The sequence below is a fragment of the Pseudomonas sp. ASL4 genome (genome assembly GCF_056680395.1).
This window is the reverse complement of sequence record NZ_CM155280.1, coordinates 2,490,592-2,513,871: the sequence shown is the minus strand read 5'-3', so window position 1 is coordinate 2,513,871 and position 23,280 is coordinate 2,490,592. Positions and strand designations below refer to the sequence as shown.

The 23,280-nt window shown below is 58.8% G+C and carries 21 protein-coding genes; 9 read left to right on the top strand and 12 right to left on the bottom strand.

The genetic code is table 11. From position 1 onward, the window contains the following. Positions 1-214 precede the first annotated feature (214 nt). Complete coding sequence (locus AC1MEW_RS11395) at positions 215-817, top strand: Yip1 family protein (RefSeq protein ID WP_201205879.1); 603 nt, start codon at positions 215-217, stop codon at positions 815-817. 154 nt (positions 818-971) lie between these two features. Beyond that, positions 972-1,466: a SprT family zinc-dependent metalloprotease gene (locus tag AC1MEW_RS11390; protein ID WP_201205881.1), complete on the top strand. Its 495-nt coding sequence runs from the start codon at positions 972-974 to the stop codon at positions 1,464-1,466. Between the two features lie 120 nt (positions 1,467-1,586). On the opposite strand, the gene AC1MEW_RS11385 is transcribed toward AC1MEW_RS11390, so the two are convergent. Together AC1MEW_RS11385 and AC1MEW_RS11380 are read right to left on the bottom strand one after the other, a co-directional pair. Continuing rightward, complete coding sequence (locus AC1MEW_RS11385; RefSeq protein ID WP_201205883.1) at positions 1,587-2,768, bottom strand: CaiB/BaiF CoA transferase family protein; 1,182 nt, start codon at positions 2,766-2,768, stop codon at positions 1,587-1,589. A gap of 143 nt (positions 2,769-2,911) precedes the next feature. After that, positions 2,912-4,246, bottom strand: coding sequence for a dicarboxylate/amino acid:cation symporter (locus AC1MEW_RS11380; protein ID WP_201205884.1), 1,335 nt, complete (start codon positions 4,244-4,246; stop codon positions 2,912-2,914). Between the two features lie 340 nt (positions 4,247-4,586). Between AC1MEW_RS11380 and AC1MEW_RS11375 the strand changes: the two genes are divergently transcribed. After that, positions 4,587-5,585: an AraC family transcriptional regulator gene (locus tag AC1MEW_RS11375; RefSeq protein ID WP_201254926.1), complete on the top strand. Its 999-nt coding sequence runs from the start codon at positions 4,587-4,589 to the stop codon at positions 5,583-5,585. A 144-nt stretch (positions 5,586-5,729) separates the two neighbouring features. On the opposite strand, the gene AC1MEW_RS11370 is transcribed toward AC1MEW_RS11375, so the two are convergent. Together AC1MEW_RS11370 and AC1MEW_RS11365 are read right to left on the bottom strand one after the other, a co-directional pair. Continuing rightward, positions 5,730-7,076: an ATP-binding protein gene (locus tag AC1MEW_RS11370; protein ID WP_201205888.1), complete on the bottom strand. Its 1,347-nt coding sequence runs from the start codon at positions 7,074-7,076 to the stop codon at positions 5,730-5,732. After that, positions 7,073-7,750: a response regulator transcription factor gene (locus tag AC1MEW_RS11365; RefSeq protein ID WP_201205890.1), complete on the bottom strand. Its 678-nt coding sequence runs from the start codon at positions 7,748-7,750 to the stop codon at positions 7,073-7,075. Before AC1MEW_RS11365 ends, AC1MEW_RS11370 begins: the two co-directional genes overlap by 4 nt. Before the next feature lie 354 nt (positions 7,751-8,104). Between AC1MEW_RS11365 and AC1MEW_RS11360 the strand changes: the two genes are divergently transcribed. Continuing rightward, entirely contained in the window at positions 8,105-8,896 is a 792-nt protein-coding gene (locus AC1MEW_RS11360; protein ID WP_201205892.1) for a dienelactone hydrolase family protein, read from the top strand. 237 nt (positions 8,897-9,133) lie between these two features. Continuing rightward, positions 9,134-9,859 carry a 4'-phosphopantetheinyl transferase family protein gene (locus AC1MEW_RS11355; protein WP_480426281.1) on the top strand — a complete coding sequence of 242 codons (726 nt, stop codon included), beginning with the start codon at positions 9,134-9,136 and terminating at the stop codon, positions 9,857-9,859. 126 nt (positions 9,860-9,985) lie between these two features. Here AC1MEW_RS11355 and AC1MEW_RS11350 read toward each other — a convergent pair whose 3' ends face one another. Then, entirely contained in the window at positions 9,986-11,596 is a 1,611-nt protein-coding gene (locus AC1MEW_RS11350) for an ATP-binding protein (RefSeq protein WP_201254924.1), read from the bottom strand. Further along, positions 11,593-12,306, bottom strand: a complete 714-nt coding sequence (locus tag AC1MEW_RS11345) for a winged helix-turn-helix domain-containing protein (protein WP_201205898.1) — start codon at positions 12,304-12,306, stop codon at positions 11,593-11,595. Before AC1MEW_RS11345 ends, AC1MEW_RS11350 begins: the two co-directional genes overlap by 4 nt. Positions 12,307-13,042: 736 nt before the next feature. Here AC1MEW_RS11345 and AC1MEW_RS11340 point away from each other — a divergent pair. Beyond that, positions 13,043-15,937 carry a ribonucleoside-diphosphate reductase subunit alpha gene (locus tag AC1MEW_RS11340; RefSeq protein ID WP_201254923.1) on the top strand — a complete coding sequence of 965 codons (2,895 nt, stop codon included), beginning with the start codon at positions 13,043-13,045 and terminating at the stop codon, positions 15,935-15,937. 306 nt (positions 15,938-16,243) lie between these two features. Here AC1MEW_RS11340 and flgE read toward each other — a convergent pair whose 3' ends face one another. From flgE to AC1MEW_RS11310, 6 genes are all read right to left on the bottom strand, one after another. After that, the gene (flgE, locus tag AC1MEW_RS11335; protein WP_201205902.1) at positions 16,244-17,572 is read right to left on the bottom strand and encodes a flagellar hook protein FlgE; all 1,329 of its coding nucleotides are present in this window, start codon (positions 17,570-17,572) and stop codon (positions 16,244-16,246) included. Positions 17,573-17,602: 30 nt separating this feature from the next. Further along, a complete protein-coding gene (gene flgD, locus AC1MEW_RS11330) occupies positions 17,603-18,331 on the bottom strand; it encodes a flagellar hook assembly protein FlgD (protein WP_201205904.1) in 729 nt (242 codons plus the stop codon). 15 nt (positions 18,332-18,346) lie between these two features. Further along, positions 18,347-18,790, bottom strand: a complete 444-nt coding sequence (flgC, locus tag AC1MEW_RS11325) for a flagellar basal body rod protein FlgC (RefSeq protein ID WP_054054819.1) — start codon at positions 18,788-18,790, stop codon at positions 18,347-18,349. Between the two features lie 3 nt (positions 18,791-18,793). Continuing rightward, a complete protein-coding gene (flgB, locus tag AC1MEW_RS11320) occupies positions 18,794-19,201 on the bottom strand; it encodes a flagellar basal body rod protein FlgB (protein WP_201191654.1) in 408 nt (135 codons plus the stop codon). 341 nt (positions 19,202-19,542) lie between these two features. Further along, positions 19,543-20,370, bottom strand: a complete 828-nt coding sequence (gene cheR / locus AC1MEW_RS11315; protein WP_007899126.1) for a protein-glutamate O-methyltransferase CheR — start codon at positions 20,368-20,370, stop codon at positions 19,543-19,545. A gap of 46 nt (positions 20,371-20,416) precedes the next feature. Further along, a complete protein-coding gene (locus tag AC1MEW_RS11310) occupies positions 20,417-21,349 on the bottom strand; it encodes a chemotaxis protein CheV (protein WP_201254922.1) in 933 nt (310 codons plus the stop codon). Positions 21,350-21,431: 82 nt separating this feature from the next. Between AC1MEW_RS11310 and flgA the strand changes: the two genes are divergently transcribed. The 3 genes from flgA (at position 21,432) to AC1MEW_RS11295 (ending at position 23,203) form a co-directional block, all read left to right on the top strand. Next, positions 21,432-22,193: a flagellar basal body P-ring formation chaperone FlgA gene (gene flgA, locus AC1MEW_RS11305; RefSeq protein ID WP_201205908.1), complete on the top strand. Its 762-nt coding sequence runs from the start codon at positions 21,432-21,434 to the stop codon at positions 22,191-22,193. A gap of 167 nt (positions 22,194-22,360) precedes the next feature. Further along, positions 22,361-22,687, top strand: coding sequence for a flagellar biosynthesis anti-sigma factor FlgM (gene flgM / locus AC1MEW_RS11300; RefSeq protein WP_201205910.1), 327 nt, complete (start codon positions 22,361-22,363; stop codon positions 22,685-22,687). 48 nt (positions 22,688-22,735) lie between these two features. After that, on the top strand, positions 22,736-23,203 hold the full coding sequence (locus tag AC1MEW_RS11295; protein WP_322269364.1) for a flagella synthesis protein FlgN: 468 nt from the start codon (positions 22,736-22,738) through the stop codon (positions 23,201-23,203). Positions 23,204-23,280: the final 77 nt, after the last annotated feature.

Genomic DNA, 23,280 nt, shown 5'->3' with positions numbered 1-23,280 from the left:
GTGCCCACAGGGGATTGTGATGACAGACCCGCCCGCGATTAGCAGGTGTATTTACAGCGCGATTTGCTCTAAAGCCCCCCAACCTGCGCCGTTAAGACCTTTCTATACTGCGACATAAGGTCGCATACATATCCAGACCTTTACTTACTTGGCCACTTTGGGCCCGTAGGCGCTCCGCTGGGGGGCGATGGTAAAAACAAGAGGAGTGACTGGCATGATCCATCACGTAGTGGGGCTCTTCACCCACCCCGACCAGGAATGGAAAGAAATCCGTGGCGACCAAGAGGAAAGCATCAGCCACATGTACCTCACCCACACGCTGATTCTGGCGGCGATCCCTGCCGTGTCCGCGTTTATCGGCACCACCCAGGTCGGCTGGGTCATCGGCAGCCGCGCGCCGGTGATGCTGACCCAGGAAAGCGCGATCTGGATGACGGTCATGTCGTACCTGGCGATGCTCGGTGGTGTGGCGGTGATGGGCGCGTTCATTCACTGGATGGCCCGCACCTATGACGCCAACCCGAGCCTGGCCCGTTGCATCGCGTTTGCCACCTACACCGCCACACCGCTATTTATTGGCGGGCTGGCGGCGCTGTATCCACACATGTGGCTGGGGATGATCATCGGCACGGCCGCCATCTGCTACACGGTGTACCTGCTGTATGTGGGGTTGCCGACCTTCATGAACATTCCATCGGACGAGGGTTTCCTGTTTTCAAGCTCGGTGCTCGCCGTAGGGTTGGTGGTGCTGGTAGCCATCATGGCGTTTACCGTGATCGTCTGGGGCCTGGGCGTTGGTCCCGTCTACACGAACTAGAACTCCAATAGAACAAGATCTGCCAATACAGGCCGCCGCGAGGCGGCCTTTTAATGTCTATTGAAAGAGCACGAACAACGACCATTCGGCGCCTGGCCGATTCGCAAGCCCCGGGGGTTGCGGCATACTCGACGTCTCTGGAGATCCATCAAGCATGCCCGAGCAACTCAATACCCGCGTCGAAGACTGTTACCAACAAGCCGAAACCTTTTTCAAACGACCTTTCAAACGCCCCGTGGTAAGCCTCAAGCTGCGCGGGCAAAAAGCCGGTGTCGCGCATTTGCACGAGAACCTGCTGCGCTTCAACCCGCAGCTATACCGGGAAAACACCGAAGACTTCCTCAAGCAGACCGTGGCCCACGAAGTCGCGCACCTGATCGCCCATCAACTGTTTGGCGACCGCATCCAGCCCCACGGCGAAGAGTGGCAACTGATCATGCGCGGTGTCTACGAACTGCCGCCCAACCGTTGCCACACCTACGACGTCAAACGCCGCAGCGTGACCCGCTACATCTACAAATGCCCGTGTGCCGACAGCGATTTCCCGTTTTCGGCCCAGCGGCACAGTTTGGTGCGGCAGGGGCGGCGGTATTTGTGCCGGCGTTGCCGCAGTACGTTGGTGTTTAGTGGGGAAATGCGGGTCGAGTAACAGGTTTTTTTGTGTTCATGCCGGCCTCATCGCGAGCAAGCTCGCTCCCACAGGGGATTTTCGGCGTGACACAGAACCAGTGTGGGAGCGAGCTTGCTCGCGAAGGCGTCTTATCAAGCGCTACACAACCACCTTGGCACGCCGCAATTCCTCGATCCGCTGCGCACTAAACCCCAACTCTCCCAACACCTGATCCGTGTGCTGCCCCACCGCCGCACCGATATACCTGGGCGCCGGCAACCCTTCGGAAAACTTCAACGGACAAGCCATTTGCTGCTGAGTTGATCCGTCACCGCGAGGCACCTCAGTCACCAATCCCCGCGCCTGCAACTGCGGATGCCGCACCGCCTCGCCCACACTCAACACCGGCTCGACACACGCATCAACCCCGGCAAACAGCTCACACAACTCAGAAAAGTCATGCTTCTCGAATTCAATTTTCAAGTCATTTTTCAACGCCTGTTGCTGCTCTGGCTTGGGCGATAAACCCTGGACCGCCAGTTCCGGGCGACCCAGCACCGTGCACAGTTGCTGCATAAACGCCGGCTCCAGGCTGCCCACCGATAACCAGCGTCCATCCCGCGAACGGTAATAGTCATAAAAACTGCCGCCATTGAGCATCTGATCTTCGCGCTCCGGTTCCACACCGCAGGCCAGATACCCGGCGCCGGCCATGGCGTTCAGGCTGAAGGCGCAATCGGTCATGCTCACATCCAGATACTGTCCCTGCCCCGTCTGCTGCCGGGCGATCACCGCCGCCAGCAATCCAATGACGCCGTGTAACGAGCCACCGGCTATGTCTGCGGCCTGAATCCCCAACGGTAGCGGGCCGCTGTCGGCGCGGCCGGTGTAACTTGCCAGCCCCGCCAGCGCCAGGTAGTTGATGTCGTGGCCAGCACGGTCCTTGTAGGGGCCAGTCTGGCCGTAACCGGTGATCGAGACGTAAATCAACTTCGGATTGATCGCCTTCAAGGCTTCATAACCCAGGCCCAGGCGCTCCATCACCCCGGGGCGGAATTGCTCCAACACGATGTCGTGGTCCTGCAGCAGTTGCTTGATCACCTCCAGCGCCTCGGGCTGCTTGAGGTCCAGCGCCAGGCTGCGCTTGTTGCGATTGAGGTACGCATGACTCGCCGAGACGCCCTGGTCGTGGGGCGGCAGCACCCGCAGCAGGTCCATGCGGGTTGGCGATTCGATGCGCAGCACCTCGGCGCCCATGTCTGCCAACAGCAGGGAAGCAAACGGCCCCGGCAGCAGTGTCGAGAAATCCAGAACCTTGAGTGATGCCAGTGGACCGGGCATGGGTGTACTCCTTGAGCGATGCCTCCAGCCTAGGCAGCCAATCGCATTGCAGCAATCACCCGATGTGTCAGCCGTCGTGACCGTTACGCTCAAATCCCAGGCATAAAAAAACCCGCCGAAGCGGGTTTTTCAGTGCAGCCGTCTTATTTGACGTTGCTTGGGGTGACGCCTTCGGACACGCCCAGATCGTCTTCAGGACGGGTGTCGACAATACCGCGACCGCCAGAAGCCAGTTCGGCCTGCATCACGTCGGTGTCCAGTTCCTTGACCCACTTGGCCACAACCAGCGTGGCAACGGCGTTACCCACGAGGTTGGTCAACGCGCGGGCTTCGGACATGAAGCGGTCGATACCGAGGATCAGCGCCAAGCCGGCAACCGGCAGGTGGCCAACAGCCGACAGGGTCGCGGCCAACACGATGAAGCCACTACCGGTCACGCCAGCAGCGCCTTTGGAGGACAGCAGCAACACCACCAGCAGGGTGATCTGGTGCGTGATGTCCATGTGGGTGTCGGTCGCTTGAGCGATGAACACGGCCGCCATGGTCAGGTAGATCGCAGTACCGTCGAGGTTGAACGAGTAACCGGTCGGGATCACCAGACCCACAACGGATTTCTTCGCGCCCAGACGCTCCATTTTGATCAGCATGCGTGGCAGCACGGATTCCGAGGAGGACGTACCCAGCACGATCAGCAGTTCTTCACGGATGTAGCGAATCACTTTCAGTACGCTGAAGCCGTGAGCGCGAGCGATACCGCCCAGCACGACCAGCACGAACACCAGGCAGGTGATGTAGAAGCACAGCATCAACTGGCCCAGTTGCACCAGCGAACCCACACCGTAGGCACCGATGGTGAACGCCATGGCGCCCAGGGCACCGAGTGGCGCGAGCTTCATGATCATGTTGATGATGTTGAACATCACGTGAGCGAAGCGATCGATGAAGTCCAGGATCGGCTTGCCGTAGGCACCCAGGCGATGCAGGGCGAAACCGAAGATCACCGAGAACATCAGCACTTGCAGGATATCGCCGGTGGCGAACGCACCGATGATGGTGTTCGGGATCACGTTCAGCAGGAAGCCGACGACGCTTTGATCAGCACCGGCTGCTACATATTGAGCGACTTTGGAAGCATCCAGCGTGCTCACGTCGATGTGCATGCCGGCGCCCGGCTGGACGATGTTGACCACCACCAGACCGACCAACAGTGCAATGGTCGAAACGATTTCGAAGTAGAGCAGCGCGTAACCGCCGGTCTTGCCGACCGATTTCATACTCTGCATGCCCGCGATACCGCTGACGACGGTGCAGAAGATGATCGGCGCGATGATCATTTTGATCAGTTTGATGAACCCGTCACCCAGTGGCTTGAGGGCCACACCGGTCTGCGGGTAGAAGTGACCGACCAGGATGCCGATGGCGATGGCAACGATCACCTGGAAATACAGGGATTTGTACAGTGGCTGACGAGTCGTCATTGCAAAGTTCCTCAAGAGTGCCCCGTGACAACATCCATCTGTTGCCCCATGACACTTCAATTGCGAACCCTCCTGCACTGGAGGGATTTGTTTTGTCGAGCCGCTCAACGGCAGGCATCTGCCCGATATATCGCAAAGCCCGTGCCACCTCTGCCGAATTCCCTGCAAGCCTTTTGACATCAAGGGTTACAGGGGTTTCTTTGTCACTGGCCGGTTACAGCAATGTGGCGGATTTCCGCCTATCGGCCAGACCGCGTCCTACAATTTGGCGGATATCCGCCTTGTTCATCGCCAAGTCCTGCGGCTACCATCCGGCGCTTAGTGGACGGACCTGCCTCCTATGCGCGAACGCACCATCGCTAGTCATTTCGCCCGTGCCGCCCTCGGTGGCGCGCGTCGGCGTGGTTATGATTATTCAGGCTTGTTGTTACAACTGGGGATCAGCCCCGAGTTGCTCGACGAGCCAAGGGCACGCATCGCGCCGGAACAATTTACCCGGCTGATCCAGGGCCTGTGGCTGGCGCTGGACGACGAATACCTGGGATTCGGGCAGGCACCGAGCAAACCCGGCAGTTTCGCCATGATGTGCCACGCGATTATCCATTGCCGCAGCCTGGAGAAAGCACTTCATCGCGGCTTATTGTTTTATAGCCTATTCCCCGAGGCGCCGCGTCTGACCCTGACCCGCGAAGACGAAATGATCCGCCTGAGCCTCGACGATTCACAGTTGCGGGACCCGGATCACTTCCTCAGTGAATCCCTGCTGGTGATCTGGCATCGTCTCGGCAGTTGGCTGATCGGCCAGCGTATTCGCCTGGAGCAGGCGACGTTCAGCTATCCGAGACCTGAACACGGCGCCGAATACGATCTGCTATTCCCCTGCCCGCAGGAGTTTTCAACGGCCCAGAGCAGCCTGCTGTTTCACAGTCGCTACCTGAGCATGCCGTTGTTGCAGGACGAGCGCACGCTCAAACATTTCCTCGAACGCTCCCCCGCCGACCTGTTGTCGCGCCCGGATGACGGCGACAGCTTGAGCAGCCAGTTGCGCCGTTTGCTCAGCCGCGACAGTGCGCGCTGGCCGGACCTGGAAGCGGTGGCCGCGCACTTGCACATCAGCCCGCAGACCTTGCGCCGGCATTTGCGCGAAGAAGGCAGCAGTTTTCAGGAATTGAAGGACCAGTTGCGGCGGGACATTGCGATTTATCACTTGGGGCGGGCGGATCTGTCGTTGCAACAGATTGCCGAGCAGTTGGGGTTTTCCGAGCCTTCGGCGTTTCATCGGGCGTTCAAGAAGTGGACTGGACTTACACCTGGGGCTTATCGCGCGCAGGAGAATTGAGATCAGTTTGGCTTACTGGCTTTTGTGGCGAGGGAGCTTGCTCCCGCTGGGCTGCGAAGCGGCCCCACGATTTTGCGAGCGCTGCGCACTCGAACGGGAGCAAGCTCCCTCGCCACAATGGATCGGCTATTCCCGCGAACAACCTCAAACCACCGGAAAATGAATCCGGAACGCCGCGCCGCCCATGGCCGAATCCCCCAGAGTCAACTGGGCGCTGTAGCTTTCGATGATGTCCTTGACCACCGCCAACCCGATCCCCTGCCCCGGATGCTGTCGATCCAGTCGTTCACCCCTTTGCAGAATCCGCGCCCGCTGATCCGGCGGCACGCCCGGCCCGTCATCCTCGACGCACAACTCAATCCCGCTAAGCGTTTCGCGCACGCTGATGCGCACCTCACTCAGGCACAGGCGATAGGCATTCTCCAGCAGGTTGCCCATCATCTCCAGCAAGGCGCCCTGCTCGATCGGCACGTAACACGGGTCCGGCAGGTCGAAAGCGACCCGCACCCGTTTGTCGCGGTAGACCTTGTCCAGCGTGTCGCACAGGCTTTGCAGCACCGGGCGCAGGCGCACCTGATGGCGTACCAGACCGCTTTTGCGCAGGCTGGCGCGCTGCAACTGATAGCTGATCTGCTGACTCATACGTTCGATCTGCGATTGCAGCACCCAGGCCTGGTCACGGTCCTGCGGGCGCTGGGCCATGTCCTCGCTGACGCCTTGCAACACGGTCAACGGGGTTTTCAGGCTGTGGGCCAAGTCATCGAGGGAATCGCGATAACGGCTGCGCTGCTCACGCTCGCTGTGCAGCAAGCGGTTGAGGGAACCGGTCAGGCGCAGCAGTTCACGCGGGTGTTCTTCGCTGAGGCTTTCGCGGGTGCCGCTTTCGATCTGGTCCAGTTCCTGGCTCAGCCGGCGCAACGCCTGCAAGCCCCAAGTCAGGCCGATCCACAACAACGACAACAACACCAGCAACGCCGCGCCAAACCCCAGATAGAGATTTTCCCGCAGGCCTTCAAGGGTGGCTTCGTACTCACGAACCGGCTGCAAGGCCACGATACTGAACGCCGCACTTTTACCGCCCAGCAGTTTGACCTCGACGTCATAGACGAAGAACTCATGACCATTGGCCTCGCGAATGCGTGCAAACTCGCTACCGCGCCCGTCGTAACGCGGCTTGTAGTTGATGATCTCTTCCTGGGAGGCCTTCGAGCGCCAGACCAGATGCCCCTCGCGGTCATAGATGTAGCCCAGCAAACGGCTGTCGGTGAGGTTGAAACGCTCATCGGGCAATTGCAAAGGCATCTGCAAGTGGTTGTTCTCCACCCGGGCAGCGGAGATCAGCGTGGTGACGTCCGAGGCCAGGCGTTGCTCAATGGAATCCTGCAACGCCAGGCTGAACGCGCCCTGCATCGCCGGCAGCAACGCCAGCATGAACAACACCGCCAACAGGGTGGCGGCGAGCATCAGGCGAACGCGAAGAGAACGAATCAAGTACAGCGCTCGTTGAACAAGTAGCCGAGGCCACGCACGGTGTCGATCGGTTTGAACCCGGCGGGACCTTCGAGTTTGCGGCGCAGGCGACCGACCAGCACTTCGATCACATTCGGATCACGCTCGTCGTCATCCGGGTAGAGCTGTTCCATCAAGCGGTCCTTGGCCACCACTTGCTGGTGATGGCGCATCAGGTACTCGAGGATCCGGTATTCGTATGCGGTCAGCGCCAGCGGCTGTTCTTCGAGTGACGCCTGCTTGCGATTGAGGTCGAGCATCAACGGCCCGGCGACAATGGTCGACTGAGTGAACCCGCTGGAACGGCGCAACAAGGCATTAAGCCGGGCGTCCAGCTCTTCGAACTGGAACGGCTTGACCACGTAGTCGTCGGCACCGGCGGCGAGGCCTTCAACCTTGTCCTGCCAGTTGCCGCGGGCGGTGAGGATCAGGATCGGAAAGGTCTTGCCCTGGGAGCGCAGCAGACGGATCAGGTCGAGCCCGCCCATGCCCGGCAGTCCGAGGTCGATCACCGCCAGGTCATGGTTGAACTGCTCGGTCTGATACAGCGCCTCTTCGGCGTTGCCCACGGACTCGACCACGTGGCCGCTATCCGTCAGGCGGGTTTGCAGGTGATGGCGCAGCAGCGCTTCATCTTCGACGACCAGCAATTTCATAACGCTCTCCCGGGCAAAACAACATCTCCAAAGGTGCAACGGCAAATCTCGATGGCGACAAGGTGAAGCTTGCAGCCATCCACCAGGCAGAACTGATCATAGCGACCCATGAGGTCTTCCTGACGCAGTTTAATGCCATTGTGCGAGGCCGACATGCAGTTGTAGGTGAGATTGGCACTGGCATGACTGTTTTGCTGGACCAGTCATTGGGGGCATTTCCTCATGCGCAGGCGCGTTTGATCATGGGTCTACATTACCGACCGGCCCCTGAACTCCCCCTGAACGCACTCTAAACCTGAGCTGAATCAAATCGACTAGGCTGTTTTGACGACTTTATTAAAAGGAGATCCGACCATGCGCATGTTCTTCGTCCTCGTTTTACTGGCCTTGAGCGGGCTGACTCAGGCTGCGATCAAGACTCAGGAAATTCCCTACCAAAGTACCGACGGTACAAAAATGATCGGCTACTACGCCTACGACGACGCGATCAAAGGCCCACGCCCGGGAATTGTGGTGGTGCATGAGTTCTGGGGGCTGAACGATTACGCCAAGCGCCGCGCCCGGGACCTCGCCGGTCTGGGCTATAGCGCGTTGGCTATCGACATGTATGGCGGCGGCAAGAACACCGAGCATCCGAAGGACGCCATGGCGTTCATGCAAGAAGCACTGAAGGACAGCGCGGTGGCCAGCGCACGTTTCCAGGCCGGGCTTGATCTGTTGAAACAACAGCCACAGACCGACCCGAACAAACTCGCGGCCATCGGTTACTGCTTCGGCGGCGGTGTGGTGCTGAATGCGGCGCGTCAGGGCTTGCCGTTGAAAGGTGTGGTGAGTTTCCACGGGGCACTGGCGACCAACACGCCCGCGACGCCGGGCAGCGTGAAGGCGAAAATCCTCGTCGAGCATGGCGCCAAGGACAGCATGGTCACCCCGGATAATGTGGCGGCGTTCAAGTCTGAAATGGACAAGGCCGGGGCCGACTACAAATTCGTCAGCCTGGCAGACGCCAAGCATGGGTTCACCAACCCGGATGCGGATCGCTTGAGCCATGGTGATCATGGCGGGCCGGACATTGGTTACAACAAGGCGGCGGATGCCAGTTCGTGGGCGGATATGAAGGCGTTCTTCAAGAAAATATTTAGCTAAGCACACCAGAAACTGGGGCGGGACAGTGACCTCTGTGGTGAGGGGGCTTGCCCCCGTTCGGCTGCGAAGCAGTCGTAAAATCAGCAAACGCGGTTTACCAGTTGAAACCCGATTGCAGGTTTTAGCACTGCTTCGCAGCGCAACGGGGGCAAGCCCCCTCGCCACAGGTTGAGTTTCAACTGGGGTTCTTGCTGTGAACACTACCCAGCCGCAACCCAACCCGGCAAAATGCCCGCCATGAATCCCGCCCCCGCCCTACCCGTCTGCTGCACCCCACTTGAGGCCCATTGGCCGCTACCGTTCGTGCTGCCCGATGCGGTGCTGCTGAGTACTCACTTCGACACCTCGCAACTGGCCAGCGATGACTTCCAGCGCAGCGCCATCGAGCCGCCCGCGAGCATCCAGCGTTCGGTGGCCAAGCGTCAGGCCGAGTTTCTGGCCGGACGCGTCTGCGCCCGGGCCGCACTGCAACAACTGGAAGGGCTGAGCTTTATCCCGGCCATTGGCGAAGACCGGGCACCGGTTTGGCCTGCGCACATCACCGGTTCGATCACCCACAGCACCGGCCGGGCCGCGGCAATTGTTGCGAAGAAGGCCCACTGGCGCGGCTTGGGCATGGACCTGGAAAACCTGCTCAATGTCGAACGGGCCGAACGCCTGGCCGGGGAGATCCTCACACTGCCGGAGTTACAGCGCATGGCGGCGAGCGGGACCGATCAATTGGCGCTGCTGGTTACCCTGACGTTTTCGGTGAAGGAAAGCCTGTTCAAGGCGCTCTACCCGATCGTGCAAAAGCGCTTTTATTTCGAACATGCGGAAGTGTTGGAATGGACCGAGAGCGGTCAGGTGCGGTTGCGGCTGCTCACGGACTTGTCCAGTGAGTGGTGTAACGGGACCGAATTGGACGCGCAGTTTGGGGTGCAGGATGGGCAGTTGTTGAGCCTGGTCAGCATCAAGGCCTGAAGATCTTCAGTGTCTCGAGGGGCCTCATCGCGAGCAAGCTCGCTCCCACAGGGATTTGCGGGGTGGCATAGATCCAATGTGGGAGCGAGCTTGCTCGCGATGGGTCCCTGACTGACAACAAAGACTTCAGCGTTTTTCTTGATTACGCGGCCAACTCAAACTGAAACACGCCCCGCCCAAACTTTTGCTCTTGCTGATCAGCGCCCGCCCGTCATGCCAATGGACGATCCGGCGCACGATGGACAAGCCCAACCCATGCCCGCCCGATGCCCGGGTCCGGCTGTCATCGAGGCGCAGGAACGGCGTGAAGATTTTCTCCCAGGCCACTTCCGGCACGCCCGGCCCGTCATCCTCGACATCGACCCGGCAGCGCAACTGCCCCACCTGATAACTGACGGTCACCCGCGACTGCGCATGGCGCATGGCGTTACTGACCAGGTTTTGCAACGCCCGGTGCAGGTAGCGCGGCTCAGCTTCGACCCAGGCATCGTCACAATCGGCGGCCGACAGGCACAACCCTCGTTGTACCGTGACGTCCGCACGCAACGGTGCCAGTTCCTCGATCACCTGATTGACCAACGCATCGAGATCGATGCGCTGGAAATTCAGCGCCGGTGAGCCTTGTTCCAACCGCGCGTAGGTGAGCATCTCGTCCACCAGTTTGTCGAGGTCCTCGATGTCGTGGTCCATGCCTTCGCGGTACTTTTCCAGTGCCTGGGGCGTGGTGGCCGAGCCGATCATCTCCAGACCAAAACGCAGGCGTGCCACCGGCGTACGCAGTTCATGGGACACCGCGCGCACCAGTTCGCGCTGAATCGCCAGCAGTTGCTGCAAGTGCTCGGCCATGCCGTTGAACGCCGCCGCCAGACGCCCGACCGAATCTGCGCCGCGCGCCGGCACGCGGGTTTCCAGGCTGCCCTTGGCGATGCGCGTGGCGGCGGCTTCGAGGCCACGCAAACGACGCTCCAGTTGCCGCACCAACAGATAGACGATCAAACCGATCAGCGTCAGCCCAAGGGCGGCGATCAGCACCAGCCATTCCGGCGGATACGGGTTCATCTGAAACAGCGGGCCGATTTCCAGCACCCACGGCGTGCCGACCATGCCGGCAAACACCCGGATCGAATCGCCGCCCTTGCCCAGCGCCATCACCGTGTCGCCTTCGGACACCCGGCGACTCTGATCCTCGTCCATGTCGGCCTCTTCGACCGTGACCAGCCGCAGGTCGAAACCGAAGCCTTTATCTTCTTTCAATTGCGCCAGGCGTTTGGGTTGTTCGGCGACCGGGTAGCGCACCAGTTCATCGGCCAACAAGTAAATGGTCGCGCGGGCCAGTTGCTCGCTGATCTGCTGGACTTCCCCGGTGAGTACCAGTTGTTCCTTGTCACTGACCAACCGGTAAACCTTTGCTGCGTGAGGGCCGGTCTGTTCGACCAGCGCATGGCCACGCAACACACGGGTGCGCTGGGTCAGGTCGAGGTCGGTCTGGGCGAAGGTCTGCAACGACAAGGGAATGCCCAACAGACGCTCCCAGACCAGCAACGCCCGGTGGCGCTCGGTCTCGTTCATGGGTTGCAGGTTATCGGCCATCAGCGAAAACGTGCCGTGGGCCAGGCGTTCACGGTATTGCTCGCTGCGCACCTGGTTGAGCAGGTGCAGCGCCAGCACGCCGAGCACTGCCACCAGGACCAGCGCCGCACACATGCCGCCGTAGATGCGCAGGAAGATCGAGTTCACAGCGTGCAGGCTTCCGGAACGAACAGATAACCTTTGCTGCGCACGGTCTTGATCAACCGTGGGTGCTCCGGGTCATCGCCGATCTTGGGGCGAATGCGCGAGATGCGCACGTCGATAGAGCGGTCCTGGCCGTCATAACCGATGCCACGCAATGCGGTGAAGATTTCTTCCCGAGACAGGATGCGCCCGGCGTTGGCCACCAACAGCCAGAGCAAGTCGAACTCGGCGCTGGTCAGTTCGATGCCGTTGTCATTGAGCCAGGCTTCACGCAAAGCGTTGTCCACCACCAGCGGGCCGAACTGCAAACGCCGAAGTTTTTCCGGGGCCACTTCCGGCGCTTCGCTGCGGCGCAACAAGGCCTGGATGCGCGCCAGCAGCAACCGCGGGCGCACCGGTTTGCACACGTAATCATCGGCGCCCAGGTCCAGGCCGAGAATCTGATCGGCGTCATCGGTACGGGCGGTGAGCATCAGGATCGGGCCGTCATATTTGTCGCGCACCTTGCGGCAGATGCTCAGGCCATCCTCGCCGGGCAGCATCAGGTCGAGAATCACCAAGTCTGGCTGCTCCTTGATGATCCGCGCCGCCGCCAGGGCGCCATTGCCTTCGATTGCCACGCACAGGCCATTGGCTTCGAGGTAATCACGGGTCAGTTCGGCCAGACGTTGGTCGTCTTCGACAATCAATACCTGCCAGGCTTCTTGCTCCACGGGTGACCTCTGCTTGCCAACAACACTAATAAGGAAGGATCCGCCCGTCTTTTTGTAATGATTGGGGAGGATAAGAATGCTTGCGTACCGGCCGATTGTATAAACGTCGACTGCCGAGAAAACAAGTCGGCAAATGCGTTCGGACAACGCGGTTTTTTGTGATAGGGTTCGCGCCCTTAAAAACTGCCCCAACCGTTTTCAATCATGAAAATACCATGACAAACGGTCGACTCCAGTAGGGTCGCGGCCTACACGCTGTTTCCACGTTTCACACACAATTTACGCACAGGTTTATCCACAGGTAGTACGTTGCAATCACCCCCCAAAACGCATTATCTTGTACCTCGGCGCTAAAAAAACCCTACATGTAGGGTTTTCGCCCAAAAACCAAACACAAATCAGACACCGAATTCAAGCGCTTTTATTGCCTTTGTCTGGTTGAACCAAACGTATTTTCAGAAGACCAAACCGCACGAGCGGATGGCTGCTGTTTTTGACCCCCAAGCGGCGAAAACGGTACGGGTGTTGCAGTCCATAACTGTCACCCAAAAGGAATTCGGTTTTCAGCCTACGGCTTGAAACCAAAGACTTCGGCATGGAAGCGGCGCTCAAAAGGCCCCCTTCCTGAACTGTCCCGAAGTTGTTATGCCCGGCGCTCGCCGGTTGTAGTGCTTCAGGACGGAACGGTGGGCACCGTGATGGTGCCCAAACAAACATAGAGAACGTGGAGACACCCATGCAAACCGACACAACTCGCGAGAACCCGCAGGGCACCTTGCCGCAGGCCGCTGATTCGAATTCGGATCTGTCCGCCACCGCGCCTGGCCAACTGCGCGTGATCAAGCGTAACGGCACTGTCGTTCCTTACACCGATGACAAAATTACCGTCGCCATCACCAAAGCGTTTCTCGCAGTTGAGGGTGGCACCGCTGCTGCCTCGTCGCGAATCCACGACACCGTTGCCCGCCTGACCGAACAAGTCACCGCGACCTTCAAGCGTCGCATGCCTTCGGGCGGCACCATCCACATCGAAGAAATCCAGGACCAGGTTGAACTGGCCCTGATGCGTGCCGGCGAGCAGAAAGTGGCCCGCGACTATGTGATCTACCGTGACGGTCGTTCGAAAGAACGCGCTGCCCACGCGCCGACCGAAGAAGCCGTCAACGCTCACCCGTCGATCCGCATCACCCGCGCCGACGGCACCTTTGCTCCTCTGGACATGGGCCGCCTGAACACCATCGTCACCGAAGCGTGCGAAGGCCTGGCAGAAGTCGACGGCGACCTGATCCAGCGCGAAACCCTGAAAAACCTGTACGACGGCGTGGCCCTGACCGACGTCAACACCGCTCTGGTGATGACCGCCCGTACCTTGGTTGAGCGTGAGCCGAACTACTCGTTCGTGACCGCCCGCCTGCTGATGGACACCCTGCGTGCCGAAGGCCTGAGCTTCCTGGAAGTTGCCGAAAGCGCAACCCACCACGAAATGGTCGACCTGTACGCCAAGGCCCTGCCTTCGTACATCGCCAAGGGCATCGAATTCGAATTGCTGAACCCGATCCTGGCCACGTTTGACCTGGAAAAACTCGGCAAGGCAATCAACCACGAGCGCGATCAGCAGTTCACGTACCTGGGCCTGCAAACCCTGTACGACCGTTACTTCATCCACAAGGATGGCGTGCGTTTCGAACTGCCGCAGATCTTCTTCATGCGCGTGGCCATGGGCCTGGCGATCGAAGAGAAGAACAAAGAAGACCGTGCGATCGAGTTCTACAACCTGTTGTCGTCCTTCGATTACATGTCCTCGACTCCAACACTGTTCAACGCCGGCACCCTGCGTCCACAGCTGTCGAGCTGCTACCTGACCACCGTGCCGGATGACCTGTCGGGCATTTACCACGCGATCCACGACAACGCCATGTTGTCCAAATTCGCTGGCGGCCTGGGCAACGACTGGACGCCGGTTCGTGCCTTGGGTTCGTACATCAAGGGCACCAACGGCAAATCCCAGGGCGTTGTTCCGTTCCTGAAAGTGGTGAACGACACCGCCGTAGCCGTTAACCAGGGTGGCAAGCGCAAAGGCGCTGTCTGTGCCTACCTGGAAACCTGGCACATGGACATCGAAGAGTTCATCGAACTCCGCAAGAACACCGGTGATGATCGTCGTCGTACCCACGACATGAACACTGCCAACTGGATCCCTGACCTGTTCATGAAGCGCGTCTTCGATGACGGCAAGTGGACCTTGTTCTCGCCGTCCGAAGTTCCGGATCTGCACGACCTGACCGGCAAGGCTTTCGAAGAGCGCTACGAGTACTACGAAGCGCTGTCCGAGTACCCGGGCAAGATCAAGCTGTTCAAGACCATCCAGGCCAAAGACCTGTGGCGCAAAATGCTGTCCATGCTGTTTGAAACCGGCCACCCATGGCTGACCTTCAAAGACCCGTGCAACCTGCGCAGCCCGCAGCAGCACGTTGGCGTGGTTCACAGCTCGAACCTGTGCACCGAGATCACCTTGAACACCAACAAGGACGAGATCGCCGTTTGCAACCTGGGCTCGATCAACCTGCCGAACCACATCACCAACGGCAAGCTGGACACCGCCAAGCTGGAACGTACCGTGAACACCGCCGTTCGCATGCTCGATAACGTTATCGACATCAACTACTACTCGGTGCCACAAGCGAAGAACTCCAACTTCAAGCACCGTCCGGTCGGTCTGGGCATCATGGGCTTCCAGGACGCTCTGTACCTGCAGCACATTCCTTACGGTTCCGACGCTGCCGTCGAGTTCGCCGACAAGTCCATGGAAGCGGTCAGCTACTTCGCTATCCAGGCTTCCTGCGACCTGGCCGACGAGCGCGGCGCCTATGAGACGTTCCAGGGTTCGCTGTGGTCCAAAGGCATCCTGCCGCTGGATTCGCAACAGATCCTGATCGAGCAACGTGGCCAGAAGTACATCGACGTTGACCTGAACGAATCCCTGGACTGGGCACCGGTTCGTGCCCGTGTACAGAAAGGCATTCGTAACTCCAACATCATGGCCATCGCACCGACCGCCACCATCGCCAACATCACTGGCGTATCGCAGTCGATCGAACCGACCTACCAGAACCTCTATGTGAAATCGAACCTGTCGGGCGAATTCACCGTGATCAACCCGTACCTGGTTCGCGACCTGAAGGCTCGCGGTCTGTGGGACTCGGTCATGATCAACGACCTGAAGTACTACGACGGTTCGGTTCAGCAGATCGAGCGCATTCCGCAAGAACTCAAAGAGCTCTACGCGACTGCCTTCGAAGTGGACACCAAGTGGATCGTTGACGCGGCAAGCCGTCGTCAGAAGTGGATCGACCAGGCTCAGTCCCTGAACCTGTACATCGCCGGCGCTTCGGGCAAGAAACTGGACGTGACCTACCGCATGGCTTGGTACCGTGGCCTGAAAACCACTTACTACCTCCGTGCCCTGGCCGCGACCAGCACCGAGAAGTCGACCATCAACACCGGCAAGCTGAACGCTGTTTCCAGCGGCGGCAACCACGGTGACGATTCGGTCCTGGCAGCTCCTGCCGGTCCGGCACCAGTGCCAAAGGCTTGCGCGATTGACGAGCCGGATTGCGAAGCTTGCCAATAAGCTGAGCCGGTAAGCGCTTAACGGCGCTTATCTGAAACCCCCGATTAGTTCTCTGGACTGGTCGGGGGTTTTCTTTTGCCTTAGGGAAAGTGTTGGTCGGTCTGACGTCTTCGCGGGCAAGCCTCGCTCCTACAGATTCTATGTCGCTCCCAAGGCAAATGAACGACGCCAAATCTGTAGGAGCGAGGCTTGCCCGCGAAGAGGCCATCACCCACAACGCAAATTCAGAGACCAGCCTCAAATCCCGTGCATAAAAAAGCCCCTCTTCCGAGGGGCTCTTGGTGAAGCGCTACAACCCAACCAGCATCAGGTCATCTGAATGATGGTCTGCATGATGGTGCTCTGGGTGGAGATGGTCTTGGCGTTCGCCTGGTAGTTGCTCTGCGCCTTGATCAGGTTGACCAGTTCGTTGGTCAGGTTGACGTTGGACTCTTCCAGGGAGTTGGACTCGATAGAACCCAGAGTCCCGGTTTCCGGAGCATCGTAGCCCGGGATACCCGAAGAGAACGTCTCTTTCCAGCTAGTGCCGCCAACCGCTTGCAGGCCTTGTTCGTTAGTGAAGCTTGCCAGTGCAACCTGGCCGATAGCCTTGCTCTGGTTGTTGCTGAAGTTGGCGAACAGGGTACCGGTGCCGTCGATGGTCAGGTTGGTGATCTGGCCAGTGGCGTAACCGTCCTGAGTCGGGATCGAACGCGCGGTGTCAGCGTTGTACTGAGTGGTATTGGCCATGGAGATGGTCACACCGGCCGGGTTAGCGGCAGCGCCATTGGCTGTCCAAACGCCATTGGTCACAGTGCCTGGCACCCAGCTGTTAACCGTCAGGTTGCTGCTGATGATTGGAGCGCCACCCGCCGGATTAGGCGTGCTGACCTGAGTCAACTTACCAGTGGCGTCAAACGACAGTGTCGAAGCGACCGGTGCAGTGGTTTTCGGGTCGCTGCCGGTAGCATCCGGGTTGCGGCCGTCTACCAGGGTGTAGACCTTCCAGGTATTGCCACCGGTTTTCACCAGGTATTGATCCATGGAGTGCTGGTTGCCCTGACTGTCATAGATCGGGGTGCTGAACGACTTGGTGTAGGTCGCCGTCAGAGTCGGGTCGAACTTGCCGGCCGGAACGGTATCGTCGATGACCGGGGCCGTCGAGTTCAGGTTGATCGTCGAAGTCACCAACGAAGTGGTCTTCGGCGCCAGGTTCGAAGTGTCAATTTTCAGATCGGTCAACACACCGTTGATGACTTTGCCATTGGCATCCACACCGTAGCCTTGCAGGCGCGAGGTGTAGTCGGTGTTGGTGATGTAACCATCGCTGTTGACCTTGAACGTACCGGCACGGGTGTAGGTCGTCGAACCGTTGTTGCTCAGGGTGAAGAAACCCGAACCGTTGATGCCCATGTCCAACACGTTACCGGTGTTGTTGATGTCACCTTGGGTGAACTGTTGGGACACGTTGGCCAGTTTTACACCGCTGCCGACGACTTGGCTGCCGCTGCCGAGTTTGGTCGCCGAATAGACGTCTTCAAACTCTGTACGGGAGGATTTGAAACCGGTGGTCGCGACGTTGGCGATGTTGTTACCGGTTACATCCAGTTGTTTGTTGGCTGCATAGAGACCGCTAAGGCCGATATTGAAAGACATATTCCACTCCTTTGTGCCGGTTAGTCGGCTCTATATACCAATGGTTTGAACTTTGGACAGGGCGACCGGGCCCAGGCCTGCGAGGTTGAGCGTCAGCTCGCCGCCGGTCTGGCTCAGGGTCACGCTGTTGACGGTGGCCGGCAGGTAAACCGCCAGGTCCGTCGCCGTACCGTTGACAGGCGCGCTGGCCTTGACGGTATAAGTGCCGACTGGAACGGTGGCGCCGCTCGAGTCCTTGCCATCCCAGGTGAAGGCAGCACTGCCTGCCGCCTGAGTGCCCAGATCGATGGTTCTGACTGTGTTGCCACTGCTGTCGGAAATGGTCACGGTGCCGCTGGCGATGGACGACGTCAGGTTCACCGAACCGTTAACCGCTTTGGTCGGATCATCAACCTGCAGTGAGTTGGTCTGCACGATCACCGAACGACCGACCAACGACGAAGCCTGCAACGCTTGCGAAGAGCTGAAGTTGCTGGCAATCGAGCTGACCGTGGTGTTCAGCGTGGTGATGCCTTCCAGACTGCTGAACTGGGCCAACTGGGCGACGAACGCACTGTTGTCCTGCGGGTCCAGCGGGTTCTGGTTTTTGAGTTGGGTCACCAGCAATTGCAGGAACGCGTCCTTGCCCAGTGTCTGGCCGCCGGTCGCGGCGCCGGCCAAAGAGCCAAGGCTATTCGCGGTGGAGCTGTTGGCCGTCACCGAGGAGTTGGCCAGAATGTCGTTCATGCTGAGGCTGCTGGTGGTATCGGTAACACTCATCTGAGTCGCCCCTTATCACTGACCGAGGGTCAGGACCTTCTGCATCATGGTTTTGGCGGTGTTCATCATTTCCGCGTTGGTCTGGAACGAACGGCTCGCGGAAATCATGTCAGCCATTTCTTCGACGACGTTGACGTTCGGGTAGTAGACGTAGCCCTTGGCGTCGGCGGCCGGATGGTTCGGCTCGTAGCGCGCTTCAAGATTGCTCTGGTCTTCGACCACGCCCAGCACTTGCACGCCTTGACCGGCGGCGTCCTGGCTCTGGAACAGCGAATCGCTGCCGCCGTTCTGGCCGCCCTGGAACATGGTGGCGAATACCGGGTGACGGGCACGATAGGTCTGGTCGATGCTCGACGAGACGGTTTCGGCGTTGGCGATGTTCGAGGCAACGGTGTTCAGGCGAGTGGTCTGGGCACTCATGCCGCTACCGGCAATGTTGAAAACACTGGCAAGAGACATGACTTACTCTCCACGCAGGGCTGAAACCAGCCCTTTGAATTTGCTGTTGAGCAGGGTGAAGCTAGCCTGGAAGCCCACCGCGTTTTCCGCGTAGTTGGATTGTTCCAGTTGGGCGTCCACGGTGTTCTGGTCGATCGACGGTTGCATCGGCGTGCGATACAGCAGCGACTCGTCACCATTGCCCAGGCCTTCGGCTTCGATATGACGGCTGTTCGTCATGTTCAAGGCGAAAGTGCCGTTCTTGGTTTTCTCGTTCTGTGCGGCAAGCACCTTGGAGAAATCCAGGTCCCGAGCCTTGTAGTTCGGGGTGTCGGCGTTGGCAATGTTGTTGGCCAGGACTTCGGCACGCTGAGCGCGGAAGCCCAGGGCTTGTTCGTGGATACCGAGCGCTTTATCGAAGCTGATGCTCATGTCGGGAAACCTTCGGGTGACCTGATTTTTCGTAACGTGAACATAGCAAGCCGCGTGCCAATTAAAAAAAGCCCGTAAACCGGGCCTTTGCGGGCATCGGCAAGGCGGCAATGCCAGAAAAGCGGCAACGGGTTTCCGCCGCCTGCCGCTTTTCTGCCGCTTTCCCGAATCGCGCGCGGCCCCTGTAGGAGCTGCCGAAGGCTACGATCTTTTGATCTTGATCTTAAAAACCAGGATCAAAAGATCGCAGCCTTCAGCAGCTCCTACGTGATGCAAAAGCGGCAGGCATAAAAAAGGGAGCCCTTGAGGACTCCCGTTTTTTTATGCCTGCCGCTTTTGCATCACTTCGCCTGGTAAATGATCCCCGGACTGCACTGGACCATTTGGTAATGGTCCGGCAAACCGTTCAGCGCTTCAGAAGCGCCCAGGAACAAGTAACCACCCGGCTTCAACGTGCTGTGAATGCGCAACAGGATGTCTTTCTTCACCTCGGCGGAGAAGTAGATCAGCACGTTGCGGCAGAACACGATGTCGAACTTGCCCAGTGCTGCGTAGCTATCGAGCAGGTTGAACGAGCGAAACTCCACCCGACTCTTGATCGGCGCCTTGATTGCCCAACGCCCCGGCCCTTTCGGGTCGAAGTAACGCTGCAAACGCTCGGGCGACAGACCGCGACCGATCGCCAGGCTGTCGTACTCGCCAGTCTTGCAGTTGGTCAGCATGGTGCCGGACAAGTCGGTGGCAACAATCTGCACGCCCATCTTCAACTGGCCCATGTTGACCCGTTCGAACTCGTCGATGGACATCGACAGCGAATACGGTTCCTGACCCGACGAGCAAGCCGCCGACCAGATGCGCAGACGTTGACCGGGAGCAGCCTTGATTGCTTCGGGCAGCACCTTGTTCTTCAAGACTTCAAACGGATAGGTGTCACGAAACCACAGGGTTTCGTTGGTCGTCATGGCATCCACCACCATTTCGCGCAAACCACTGCGCGGCTGGGTCTGGATGCGCTGCACCAGTTCACCCAGGGACTTGATGCCCTGCTGTTCCATCAGTTTGTTGAGACGGCTCGAGACCAGGTACTGCTTGTTTTCACCGAGCAAAATGCCACAGGCTTTTTCCAGGAATACCCGGAACTGTTCGAAATCCAAATTACCCGTAGACAAAGATACCGCCTCTTAAATCGTGTTGACCGCCAGGGGCAAAAGGCCCCTAGCTGATGTCTGCTGCTTTGATCCGGTCGACTACCCGGGATGCCAGGTCATCAGGACGGAATTTGGCAAGGAAGTCATCGGCACCGACTTTCTTGACCATCGCCTGATTGAACACACCCGACAACGAAGTATGCAGGATGATATGAAGCTTTTGCATGCGAGGGTCGTTGCGGATCTCGGCCGTCAGGGTGTACCCGTCCATCTCCGGCATCTCGATGTCGGAGATCATCATCAGGAACTCTTCTTCCGGCTTCTTGCCCTCGTCGACCAGCTTGCGCAGGTACTCCAGCGCTTGCCGACCGTCGTTCAACGCCACCACTTCGACACCGATCGTTTGCAGGCAACGGGTCACCTGCTTGCGCGCCACCGACGAGTCATCGACCGTCAGCACTCGCAAGGACAAGGCCTTGTGCTGGGTTTCGACATCGACCACCCCCACCGAAATCGCTTCCGGTGTCGGCGCAACCTCCGCCAGGACTTTCTCGACATCGATGATTTCGACTAACTGATTGTCGACCCGAGTCACAGCCGTGAGGTAATGATCGCGTCCAGTGCCCTTGGGTGGCGGATGAATCTCCTCCCAGTTCATGTTGACGATGCGCTCTACCGACCGGACCAGGAAACCCTGAGTCTTGGTGTTGTACTCCGTGATGATCACGAAGGGATTGCTTTGATCTTTAAGTGCACCGGCACCGGTCGCCATCGCCAGATCGAGGATCGGGATGGTCGCCCCACGAATATTTGCCACACCGCACACGACGGGACTGGACTTGGGCATCAGAGTCAGTTTGGGGCATTGCAGCACCTCACGAACCTTGAACACGTTGATCCCGTAGAGTTGCTGGCCGTCGAGACGGAACAACAACAGCTCCAGGCGATTCTGCCCTACCAGTTGCGTGCGCTGGTTTACCGAATCCATTACACCAGCCATGCCCAGACTCCTACACCAACGCTAAGTTGTGTTGCGACGCACATTCATCACTAAACGGCACGGCGCTTGCTTTTTAACCCTTATGAACGATCAAACGACATTTTTCCGACGCCTGACATCAAACTACCGCAAATTGCTTTGCGTGATGTCGGCTGCTTGCCTGTTGACCCCTGGCAGCCCTGCCGTTGCTGATGCGGTTACCTTGCCTGACATGCTTATCGGCGTCACTCAGGGCTTTCTTGAATTCACCGTAGAGGACTATCTGGCTACCAGTCAAACGGAAGGTCGCTACGAAATCGAGGTCAAGCAGCTCGATCCGCGACTGCGCATGCCCATGTGCGACAAGGAATTGACAGCCTCCCTGGAAAGCCCGGCCACCCCCATCGGGCGGGTTACAGTCAAGGTTCGTTGCGAGGGCAGCTCCCCCTGGACCGTGTTCGTACCCGCTCAAGTGCACCTGTTTCGAGAGGTCGTCACCACCACTCGCCCGCTCAGGCGCGCCGGCATCATCGAACCGGGCGATGTCGTTTTACGCGAGCGCGACATCAGCTTGATCAACCAGGGGTATTTCACCTCGGTTGACCAGGCCATCGGACAGAAACTTACCCGACAAACGGTAGGCGATCAGGTCATCACCCTGGTCCATCTCGAACAGGCGGAAGTCGTACGCAAGGGTGATCAGGTGGTGATTACCGCACGCAGTGGTACGCTCAGTGTGCGCATGCCGGGCGAAGCGCTCTCCAATGGTGGCCTGGCTGAACAGATAAGGGTAAAAAACCTCAATTCCATGCGAGTCATCAAGGCGCAAGTCACCGCGCCAGGCCAAGTGGAAGTGTCCATGTAGGGCTCTCTGTTTTGTGAAGCTATGGCGCGCCGCCTGGCTGTTGCCTAAACTGTGCCCCATGCAGGACAAGTGCTGGCGCATGCGGCTCATTGCTTAAATGAGCCTAAAGTTTTCGCAGGGATTGCCGAAAACATGGCAAGCGTCCAAATACCCAGAGGTTTTTTATCATGGTCATCGATTTCAGCCGTTTAAACAGCTCCTCGCCACTTACGGGCAGTACACGTACCAGCGTTGCCAAGGAAACCGCCGACGCCGGCAAATCCGCACCGCTGACTACCCCGGCCGAACAGGCCAGTACCGTCACAAGCGGGGAATCGGTACATCTCAGCAATGAGGCTCAACAGTTGCAAAAGGTCACTGACAAGCTGCGCGATCAGCCTGCCGTCGACAACGCCCGTGTGGCCGAGTTGAAAGCAGCGATTGCCGATGGCAGCTATAAAGTCGACAGCAACCGTGTAGCCAGCAAACTGCTCAACTTCGAAGCCCAGCGCTAGGCCATCGCCTGCGCCAGGCTTTTGGACGCTTAAAACCCAAGGCCAGCCATGCACGACACTAATCTACTGCAACTGATCACCGACGACTTTGCTCCAGCTCAACGCTTGCTGGCGTTATTGCAAACCGAGTCCCTCGCCTTGCACGGTCGCGACATGCCACTGCTTGAAGAAATTCTGGCGGAAAAACAGGCATTGATCATTTTGCTCGAACAGCATGGCCGCAAGCGCAGCGAAATCCTCGCCAGCCTGAACCTGCCCCTCACTCGCGCCGGCCTTGAGCAACTCGCCAGCCATTCGAGCATTGGCGGTCAGTTGCTGGAACAAAGCGATGTGCTGACCGATCTTCTGGCTCAATGCCAGGCTGCCAACGTCAAGAATGGCCAGTCGATCCTGATGCAGCAGGCCGCTACGGCCAATCAGCTGAAAATCCTCACCGGTGGCGAACCTCCAGCGCTCTATGATGCACGCGGATCAACTGCCAAGATGGCCGGGCCTCGTCCGCTCAGTCAGGCTTGAGTCCGCTAATGAGCACGCCCTATCAAGACGCGAAACATGCTGGCAGAATGCCGGCTAGTAGTCATATTTTGTCTGGA